We start from the raw sequence: 9,734 nt of genomic DNA on the forward strand, positions 1-9,734 counted from the left end.
GTCGTTCGGGATGATGATCAGCGCGTCGACTCTGTCCTTGAGCTCCTTGATGCCGGCCTCGGCCTGCAGGCTGCGCATCCGGCCCTCGAACTCAAACGGGCGGGTCGCCACGCCGATGGTCAGTGCGCCGAGGTTCTTTGCGATCTCCGCGACGACCGGCGCACCGCCGGTGCCGGTACCGCCGCCTTCTCCGGTGGCGATAAAGACCATGTCGGATCCCTTGAGGGCTTCCTCGATCTCATCGCGGTGATCCTCGGCCGCCTGACGGCCGACGTCCGGGTCGGCCCCCGCACCCAGTCCGCGGGTTAGGTTGCGTCCGATGTCGAGCTTGAAGTCGGCATCGGACATGAGAAGAGCCTGTGCGTCTGTGTTGATGGCGATGAACTCCACTCCGCGGAGTCCCGCCTCGATCATCCGCTCGACGGCGTTGACTCCGCCTCCGCCGATGCCGACAACCTTGATCACTGCGAGATAGCTCATTGGTGAACCGGCCATGCGCCTGACCTCCTGAACGCTCGGGGAGCCCCGGACGCCGACCGGCGTTTCCGTACGGGCCTTGGACTGAACATCGACAACAACGTTAAACAACCTCTATCTCTTGTTGCAGGTGAAGAAGGTTACCCCAGGCTGCCCGCAGAGTCAATGTCCCCCTTAGGAAGAAGCCGCTGGGGAGGGGCTACCGGCGTCTGGCGCCCGGCGTTGGTGTGGAAGCCACGGGAGGGGCACCACCGGAGCCCCCGGTGTCCCCAGGGGCGGCAGGGTCGGTGCCCGCCCGAGCCCGCGCAACCGGCGTACGGGGGGCCCGGACGTCCACGTACTCCAGCTCGGTCCCCTTGGCGGCCGCATCCCGGAGGACCGCAAGTGCGGCGCGGGCCTTGTCATGCAGTTGCTCGGGCCGGCCCATGCGGATCTTTGTCCTGCCTGCGGCGAGCGTCACTTCGGGAGCCACGTCGATGACGGAGACCATCGCACGCAACTCGCCGGGGAAGCCGCTGTAGGCGCGCAATACCGTGCGTCCGGCCCCCGTCAGGCGTTCGCCCTCGCGGGGCTGGCCCTGCCACCCGGACAGCGTGGGGAGGCGCATCGACTCCTGCGCGGGGACGAACACTCCTTCGGAGTCTGCAGCCAGATCGCGCCTGGCCTGCAGACGCACCAGGGGAACCCGCTCCGTCACGCGGATCTCCAGTGTCGCCGGCAGCACCCGCCGCACGTGCGCCGTCCTCACCTGGGGCAGGGACCGCACGGAGCGGGCGGCCGAGTCAAGGCGCGTGAGCACCATCCGGTTGCCGGGCCGCAAACCAGACGCCTCGATCACGGTCTGGGCCGGGACCGTCTGGACGCCGGCCACCCTCACGTGAAGAGCCGTCCAGAACCAGGCCCCCGCGGCGGCGGCCGTCAGCAACGACAGCGCCACCAGAGACGTCCTCAGGCGGGGCCTCCAACGTCGGCGGCGAAGCGGCACCACCACGGGTCCGGCCGGACGACGGGTACGCGTCCTCATGGGAGCCTCCGCACGCGCAGATCGACCCTCAACCTAAAGTTCATGCCGCTCCACCTGCGGAAAGTCGCCCAGAAACCGAACCTCAGGTTCAAGTTGAACCCCCATCCGCTCTACCACCAGGTCGCGGACGAGCCAGATGAGCCTCCAGACGTCGGAGGCCGTGGAGCCCTGTTCGACCACGATGAAGTTGGCGTGGACGTCACTGACCACGGCTCCCCCGCATCTCAGTCCCTTGCCCCCCGCCCCGTCCACCAACCGCCCGGCGGAATCGCCGTCCGGGTTCTTAAAGACGCTCCCGGCGCTGAGTCCCCCCGGCTGGTGCGTCCTGCGCCACCTCAGCAGCTCGGCTATCCGCGTCTGCACGACGCGCACTTCGTCGGGCTCGAGACGCACCTCGCCACGCACGACTACGCGCTCGCCGACGGACGACCGGCGATAGCCGTAGCTGAGGTCCCGCGCCGGGACTCTTTCGAGGCGGCCCGTGCCGAGGTCCAGGAGGTCGGCCCAGACGAGAACGTCCGAGATGCTCCGGCCGTGGGCTCCCGCGTTCATCTGGACTCCCCCGCCGAAGCTGCCGGGGATCTCCGCCGCGAACTCAAAGCCCGCGAGGCCAATGCGTCCGGTGAGCCGGGCGGCGGCGGGAAGGGAGACGGCCGCGCCGAACACGATCGTGGACTCCCCGACCTGCTGGGTGCGGAACCCCCGCCCCAGTCGCAGGGCGACGCCGCGGAAGCCGTCGTCGGAGACCAGGAGATTGGAGCCGCGGCCGATCACAGCCACGGGCATCCCGCCGCAGAGATCCGCGACGGCCGTCAGGTCCTGCTCGCTCTCGGCCTCGACGGCCACGTCCGCGGGCCCACCCACCCGGAACGACGTGTACTGCCCGAGTGGCTCGCCGCGCCGGACGGTCCCGGCGACGCGGGGAACCAGGGCGTCGGCGACCGTCTGAGCGAGCGGGTGGGTCTGCATCAGCTCGGCGTCCCGCGCTGGGCGATCAGCTCCAAGATCAGCGTGGACGCCGATGTCACGTCCCCGGCTCCCAGCGTCACGACCACGTCGCCCGGAGCCGCCATCCCGGCCACGAGCCCGGCGGCCTCGTCGAGTAAGGGCGCGTAGGTCACCAGCTCGTGGCGGTCCGGCGATCGGTTGACCGCGTCCACGACCAGCCGTCCGCTGACGCCCGGGATCGGGTCTTCGCGCGCGCCGTAGATGTCCGTGACGACGACGACATCGGCCCCTTCGAAGGCAGACTCGAACTCCCCCGCTAGCTGCTGGGTGCGGGAGAACAGGTGCGGCTGGAACAAAGCGATGATCCTGGACCCCGGGAATCTCTCACGTGCCGCCAGAAGCGTCACCGAAACCTCCCGCGGGTGGTGCGCGTAGTCGTCCACGACCACGACGTCGCGGCTCGCGCCTCGGATCGAGAATCGTCTCTCGACCCCGGCGAACGAAGAAAGCGACTCCAGGACGGCGGTCGCGGGAGCGTCCAGAAGGAAGGCGGCAGCCGCGGCGCCGCACGCGTTCAACACGTTGTGCCGTCCGGGGACCCTGGGGCGCAGGATTCCGGCCTCCGTCCCCCGCCAGCTGAGCGCCCACGCCTTGCCCCGGGGCTCGGCCCCCAGGTCGGCGCGGCCGAACCCGTAGGTGACAACGGGAGCGTCAATGCGCTGCGCGATGCGCTGCACCCCGGGGTCCCCGGCGCACACCACGGCGGTGCCACCGTCTGTCCTGGCGTTGAGGAACTGGACGAACGCCTCGTCGATCGCTGCCAGATCCCCGTAGTGGTCGAGGTGGTCGACGTCCACGTTGGTCACCAGCGCGATGTGCGACTTCAGGTGCAGGAACGAGCCGAAGGCCTCGTCGGCCTCCGCCACAACCAGGTCGCCGGAGCCGAGCCTGGCTCCCGAGCCGACGTCGTTGAGGTCGCCGCCTATGACAAACGACGGGTCGAGCCCGGCCGCGGTGAGCGCGGCGGCCAGCATGGAGGCGGTGGTTGTCTTGCCATGGGTTCCGGACACCGCCACGCCCCTGCCCGCTTCGAAGATGCGCGCCAGAAGCTCCGCACGCAGCAGCACCTCGGCCCCCAGCTCGCGCGCGCGCACAACCTCGGGGTTGCCCTCGCGAATGGCCGAGGACACCACGACGTGCTGGGCGTCCCCCACGGAGCCGGGGCGGTGCGGGCCGACGGTGACAACCGCCCCGGTCTCCACGAGCCGCGAGACGGGGCGTGACGGCTTGAGATCGGACCCCGACACGGAATAGCCCATGTCGAGCAGCAGCTCGGCGAGCGCGGCCATGCCGACGCCGCCGATACCGACGAAATGCACGCGCGAGCCGGACAGAGGCTTGTTCACACCACTAGTGTCGGCGCGCGAGGAGCCCGCGTCAGTTATGTGGGGGTTCCGGGTGCTCCCGTCCGCGACTTCGTGCCAGGGACTCCACCAGCTCCGCGAGATCCCCGGCGGCTCGCGGCCTGCCCATCGCCCGGGCCGCCGCACCCATCGTGGCTCGCCTCGAATCGTCGGTGAGGATCGTGGCCAGAGCCTCGGTGAGGCGTCGCTGGAGTTCGGGCTGGGTCTCGATGACGACGACGGTCGCACCGCCCGCCTCCAGTGCGCGCGCGTTGGCCTCCTGGTGGCCCCCCGTAGCCCAGGAACCCGGCACCAGGACCGACGGCAGGCCCAGCGCGGTTAGCTCGGCGACCGCACCGCCGGACCTCGTGACGGCGACGTCGGCCGCGGCATAGGCCCGCTGCATGTCCGCGACGTAGTCCACGACCACCACCCGGACCGGCGACCCGGCGTAGGCCTCGGATACCGGCGCGCTTCGTCCGGATCCGGCGATGTGGAGGATCTGGGTGTGCGCAGGCAATGAACCCGCGCTCGGTGGGAGACACTCGTTGATCGCGCGGCCGCCGAGGCTCCCACCAAAGGCCAGCAGGGTAGGGGCCGAGGGATCAAGACCGAAAGACGACCTCGAGTCGGACCTCATCCGGCGCCGGTCCGCCTCATCGGCCATCGCCAGCGCCGCGATCTGGGGACGCAGGGGATTGCCCACCACCGTTGCCCGGCGCCTGCCCCCGGAATCGGAGGACCAGCCGCGGGGCAGACCCCCGGGCAGGGGGAGGCTCAGCGCGAGCGCCGAGGCCCAGCGCAGGCACAGCCGGTGCGACAGGGCCAGGTGCGCGTTCTGCTCGTGAAGGACCACGGGCAGGCCCAGCATGCCCCCGGCGACGCAGGGACCCACCGATACGTAGCCGCCCATGCCCAGCACGACATCGGTGGCCGTCTCCCGAATCAGCCGCCTCGACACGCGCACGGACCGGATCAGGTCCGCAGCAGCCAGCACCCCCTGAAGCGTCGGCCTTCGGGGCAGCCCCCGGCCCGGCACCCGGTGAAGTACGAATCCGGCCTCCGGGACCGCCGCGGCCTCGAGTCGAGTCCCGCCGGCAAATGCGACGTCGTGCCCGCGATCGCGCAGCTGCGCCGCGACGGCCAGAGCCGGGTAGACGTGTCCGCCCGTGCCGCCTGCCGCTATGAGGACGCGGGACACGGCTGGTGGTTGTGATTCGCGCCTTCGTCGCGGAAGCGGGTCAACGAGGGGGCCGGGGCCCGCCCGCCGTGCCGTGCCTGGCGACGCTTGCGACTATTCCGAGCCCGGCGAGCGAGAAGACGAGCGAGGAGCCTCCGAAACTGACCAGAGGCAGGGGGACTCCCGTGATCGGCAGGACCCCCGTGACGGCGCCGATGTTCACCAGCACCTGAATGGAGATCCACCCGATCACGGCGGATGACAGCAGAAAGCCGAAGGCGTCCACTGAGCGCCGGGCGACCTTGATTGCCGTGACCGCCAGCAGCCCGAACAGGAACAGTACGGTCAGCGTTCCCGCCAGACCCGTCTCTTCGCCGATGATCGCGAAGATGAAGTCCGTGTGCCCGTTGGGCAGATAGCCGTACTTCTGCCGGCTGGATCCCAGTCCCATTCCGGTAAGCCCGCCGGACCCGAGTGCAACCATCCCCTGGACCGACTGCCACCCGGTGTTGAGGCTGTCGGTGGAGGCGTTGGCGAAGCCGAACAGGCGGGCCCTGCGGTACGGCTCCGCGAGCATGATCGGGATCCCGACGACGACCCCCGCCGCGGTGACGCTGCCGAGGAACCGCAGCGGAGCACCTGCCAGGAAAGCCAGAAGCATCGCGGAGCAGGCGGTGATGACCGCCGTCCCGAAGTCGGGCTGCATCAGCACGAGCAGGCACGTCACGCCGGCGGACGCGAAGAAGGGCAGGGCGACGTGGCGCCAGTCGTCGAGCATGGACAGCTTCCGCGACAGCACGTCGGCGCCGAACAAGATGAGAACCAGCTTGGCCGCCTCGGACGGCTGGAACGCTATGGGGCCAAGGGGAAGCCACCTCGTGGCGCCTCCGGCCTTCATTCCCACGCCCGGGATCAGCGTCATCACCAGCAGCACCCACACGGCGGGCATCGCCAGATACCCGATGCCCCGCAGCCTCCTGTAGTCGATGCGCGACATGCACACCAGCGCGACGAAGCCGAGCCCCGCCCAGAGAAACTGCCGGCCGAAAAGCGTGAAAGCCGAACCCGTGGAGGCGGCCGAGCGGACGCTGGATGCTGAAAGCGTCATCACGAGCCCGATGATGGTCAGCGCGCTCGCGCAGACCATGACCGTCAGGTCCAGGCGCTCGGTGGATGTCTGTGCCGGCGACGACTCCGCGAGCCGGGGGGCCGTCCTCAACTGGATGCTCCTTGCGTCCGGCGATCAACCAGGGCTTGCGCCGCCTCCTGGAACGCCTCTCCGCGCTCGGCGTAGTTGGCGTACTGGTCGTGCGAGGAGCAGCCGGGCGACAGCAGGACCACGTCGCCGGCCTGGGCAAGGGATGCCGCCTTCTCCACCGCTTCCGAGATCGTGCCCGCCCGTGACACCGGGACCCCCTTGGCGCTGAAGACCTTCTCAAGCTCGGCGGCCGCCTCACCCATCGCGACGACCGCTTTGGTCCGGCCTGACTCCTGCCCAATCTCGCTGAGGTCCAGGCCTTTGCTGCGGCCGCCCGCGATGAGCACGACACTGCTGAAGTTGCGTAGCGCGGCCACGGTCGCGTGAGGGTTCGTCGCCTTGGAGTCGTCGATAAAGCGGACCCCCTCGAGCTCGGCGACGGGCTCGATGCGGTGCTCGTCGGGCTCGAACTGCGCAAGAGACCGCTCGATGGCTTCCGGTGAGGTCGACATGGCCAGCGCGGCGGCGGTCGCCGCCAGTCCGTCCTCTACGAAAGGCTTGCCGAAGCGGGCCAGGTTGTCTGTCCGCCCCAGCCGACGCGTGAGGCTGGACCCCACGCGGGCGGCCACCTCGTCGTGGTCGACCCAGACGCCGTCACCGGTCCGGATTACCTCAGACGAGAACGGGATCAGATGGGGGCCCGGCGACGGAACGAGCTGGCTGAGCTCCGGCTGGTAGGCCGGGTACACGTACCAGTCGCCTCGGGTCTGACGCGAGGCGATGCGCGCTTTGGCGCTGCGGTAGCTCTCAATGGAACCGTGCCAGTCGATGTGGTCGGGCGCGAAGTTGGTGATGACCGCGACCGTTGGATGAAAGGCGTAGCAGAACGTCAGCTGGAAGCTCGACACCTCGACCACGAACACCTTGGCCGAAGGCGAGTCCATCGCGGCTGTTATGAAGGGGTGTCCGATGTTGCCGCACACCACGGCCTCCACTCCATCGTCGGCGAGCATGCGCCCGATCAGGCGCGACGTCGTCGTCTTGCCGTTGGTGCCGGTCACGGCCACGATCGGCGAGGACACGAACCGGTAAGCGAGCTCGATCTCCGACAGGACGGGCACGCCATCTGAAATGGCTTTGCCGAGGATGCGTGACCGCGGGCTGATTCCGGGGGAGGGCACGATCATGTCCGCCGAAGCCAGCCACTTCTCGGCCTGCCGGTGGGTGCCGGTCTCTACGCGGATTCCCGACTCCCGAAGGGCGATCACCTGCGGGTCGCCGGCCACCTCCGACCGCGAATCCGAAGCGAAGACCTCGGCGCCCGCGGACGCCAGAGCCCGGGTGACGGCGAGCCCGGACATTCCGAGCCCGAGGACGAGCACACGCCGGTCCCGCAGTTCCTCGCGGCTCAAAAAGCCGTCGGAGACGATCCTCGGTCCGCTCACAGCACCACTCCTCCGGAATTCTGCAGGAAGTAGCTGTAGAACAGCGCGAGCCCCAGACCCGCCAGCAGCGCGGCGATCAGCCAGAACCGGATGATCACGTTTATCTCCGGCCAGCCCCGAAGCTCGAAGTGGTGGTGGAGGGGCGCCATCGCGAAGACCCGCCGGCCGCCGAAGACCTTGTAGGCGACGACCTGGATGATCACCGAGAGGGTTTCCACGACGAACAGTCCCCCGATCACGAGCAGCAGCAGCTGTGTGCTGGTGAAAAGGCCCAAAGCGGCGAGGACGCCTCCCAGCGCCAGCGATCCGGTGTCCCCGAGAAAGATCTTGGCCGGAGCCGCGTTCCACCACAAGAAACCTATGCACGCACCGAGCATTGCGGCTGCGACGATGCTGACCTCGAGCGCGGCAGACGGGTTCCCCAGGTCTGCGTAGAAGTCCTGGTGCCGGAACTGCCAGAAGCCGATGATCATGAACACGAAGAAGGCCATGGCCGAAGCTCCAGCCGCGAGGCCGTCCAGGCCGTCCGTCAGGTTCACGGCGTTGGACGTGCCGGCGATCACTATCACCACCCACACCGCGAACACGATCGGATGCAGGGCCGGAAGCAGCGGCGCGCCACTGCCGGCCCATGAGATCTCCGGCCTGACGCTCGCCCACTCGACGGCGGCGAAGGCGAGTCCGAACCCCACCAGCGCCTGCCCCGCGAACTTCGCCTTCTTGCTCAAGCCCAGCGACCGGCGCTGGCGGATCTTGCGCAGGTCGTCCAGCGCCCCGAGCAGGCCGAGCCCCCAGCCGACGCCCAGCGTCATGAGCGCCTCTCTGCCGGGTCTTGAGAACCCGAAAGCGCCCACGAAACGCACCTGCGCCCCGAAGTAGCCGATCGTGGCGGCGGCCAGCAGGATGAGGCCCCCCATGGTCGGCGTCCCGTGCTTCTCGAAGTGCGCGGCGGGTCCGTCCTCTCGGATCAGCTGTCCCACCCCCCGGGCCCGGAAAACGCCCATCACCCAAGGCGTGGCCAGAAGGGAGAAGGCCATCGCAAGAGCCGTTGCGATGAGGATTCCCTGCATCAGCCACCGACTCCCACTTTGTGCAGCAGCGACGGCAGGATCCCGAGCCCCGCGACCAGCGACCCCTTCACGAGCACGACGGCATCCGGCGGCGACTCGCGAGCGACGAGCTCCGCGGCTTCCGCGGCGTCCTGCGCCCGGGTAGCCCGCGAACCGGCCCCGGTGGCGATTTCCGCGGCCCCGGCTCCGACGGCCACCACCCGTTCGTAGCCGAGGTCGGCCGCCAGCCGCCCCATTCGCAGATGCTCGAACGGTGCCGTGTCGCCGAGTTCGGCCATCTCCCCGAGCACGGCCCACATCGGCCTTCCGCGCGAAATCTCCGCGACGGTTCGCAGCCCGGCGGAAGTCGATGCGGGACTTGCGTTGTAGGCGTCGTTGACGATCGTGCGGCCCCCGAACTGCGTCGTCTCCATCCTCCAGCCGGTCGGCTTCGCGCCGGCGATACCGGCGGCTGCCTCCTCCGCGCCGACCCCGAGCTCCATCGCCACGCGGACGGCCATGGCCGCATTTCGCACCAGTGGACGTCCCGGCAGCGGCAGGCGCACCTGCACCTTCACACCGGGTCCCGCCCGCAGGACGGCGACGGCGTGTCCGGATTCGTCCAGGTCCACGCGCTCGGCCCCCACGTGGCCGCCGGGGCCAACGGTGGCGACCCGGGCAGGGGTGGACTCCGCCAGCACGTCGAGGAAGTCGTCCGCTGCCGGGACCACGGCCAGGCCGTCCGCCGGCAGGCACGCAAGCAGCTCGGACTTCGACCTGGCGATGCCCTCGCGGGAGCCGAAAAACTCGATGTGACTCGTCCCGATCCCGGTGATCACGCCGACGTGCGGCCGCGCGATCCGGCACAGCCGCGCGATCTCTCCCGGTCCCCGGGCGCCGAGCTCGACCACGAGCGCCTGCGCGTCGTCCGGGCACGACAGGACCGTCAGTGGCATTCCCCAGTCGTTGTTGAAGTTCCGCGGCGACGCATGCACCTTCATGCCGGAGGA

At 69.5% G+C, this 9,734-nt stretch carries 9 protein-coding genes; all 9 read right to left on the minus strand.

Translation table 11 applies throughout. The features are described from left to right. On the minus strand, nucleotides 1-495 hold a 495-nt coding region (locus VNE62_09985), incomplete at its 3' end, for a cell division protein FtsZ (GenBank protein ID HVE92608.1). Nucleotides 496-676: 181 nt separating this feature from the next. After that, entirely contained in the window at nucleotides 677-1,501 is an 825-nt protein-coding gene (locus VNE62_09990; GenBank protein HVE92609.1) for an FtsQ-type POTRA domain-containing protein, read from the minus strand. Between the two features lie 33 nt (nucleotides 1,502-1,534). Continuing rightward, nucleotides 1,535-2,470 (minus strand): UDP-N-acetylmuramate dehydrogenase, encoded by a 936-nt coding sequence (murB, locus tag VNE62_09995; protein HVE92610.1) that lies wholly within the window; start codon nucleotides 2,468-2,470, stop codon nucleotides 1,535-1,537. After that, complete coding sequence (murC, locus tag VNE62_10000; protein ID HVE92611.1) at nucleotides 2,470-3,855, minus strand: UDP-N-acetylmuramate--L-alanine ligase; 1,386 nt, start codon at nucleotides 3,853-3,855, stop codon at nucleotides 2,470-2,472. The genes murB and murC overlap by 1 nt, the downstream gene beginning before the upstream one ends. A gap of 31 nt (nucleotides 3,856-3,886) precedes the next feature. Next, nucleotides 3,887-5,053 carry a UDP-N-acetylglucosamine--N-acetylmuramyl-(pentapeptide) pyrophosphoryl-undecaprenol N-acetylglucosamine transferase gene (locus VNE62_10005; GenBank protein ID HVE92612.1) on the minus strand — a complete coding sequence of 389 codons (1,167 nt, stop codon included), beginning with the start codon at nucleotides 5,051-5,053 and terminating at the stop codon, nucleotides 3,887-3,889. A gap of 40 nt (nucleotides 5,054-5,093) precedes the next feature. Beyond that, nucleotides 5,094-6,251 carry a putative lipid II flippase FtsW gene (gene ftsW / locus VNE62_10010; GenBank protein HVE92613.1) on the minus strand — a complete coding sequence of 386 codons (1,158 nt, stop codon included), beginning with the start codon at nucleotides 6,249-6,251 and terminating at the stop codon, nucleotides 5,094-5,096. Then, the gene (gene murD, locus VNE62_10015) at nucleotides 6,248-7,675 is read right to left on the minus strand and encodes a UDP-N-acetylmuramoyl-L-alanine--D-glutamate ligase (protein HVE92614.1); all 1,428 of its coding nucleotides are present in this window, start codon (nucleotides 7,673-7,675) and stop codon (nucleotides 6,248-6,250) included. The genes ftsW and murD overlap by 4 nt, the downstream gene beginning before the upstream one ends. Beyond that, a complete protein-coding gene (gene mraY, locus VNE62_10020) occupies nucleotides 7,672-8,745 on the minus strand; it encodes a phospho-N-acetylmuramoyl-pentapeptide-transferase (GenBank protein ID HVE92615.1) in 1,074 nt (357 codons plus the stop codon). The genes murD and mraY overlap by 4 nt, the downstream gene beginning before the upstream one ends. After that, nucleotides 8,745-9,734, minus strand: a 990-nt coding sequence (gene murF / locus VNE62_10025) for a UDP-N-acetylmuramoyl-tripeptide--D-alanyl-D-alanine ligase (protein ID HVE92616.1), incomplete at its 5' end; no start/stop codon positions are given. The genes murF and mraY, both read right to left, overlap by 1 nt.

The sequence above is a fragment of the Actinomycetota bacterium genome, from assembly GCA_035536535.1.
Taxonomy (GTDB): Bacteria; Actinomycetota; JAICYB01; order JAICYB01; family JAICYB01; genus DATLNZ01.

Coding starts and splice junctions, on each gene's coding strand:
- murB (HVE92610.1), bottom strand. CDS start 2,470: ATGCAGACCCACCCGCTCGCTCAGACGGTCGCCGACGCCCTGGTTCCC.
- VNE62_09990 (HVE92609.1), bottom strand. CDS start 1,501: ATGAGGACGCGTACCCGTCGTCCGGCCGGACCCGTGGTGGTGCCGCTT.
- mraY (HVE92615.1), bottom strand. CDS start 8,745: ATGCAGGGAATCCTCATCGCAACGGCTCTTGCGATGGCCTTCTCCCTT.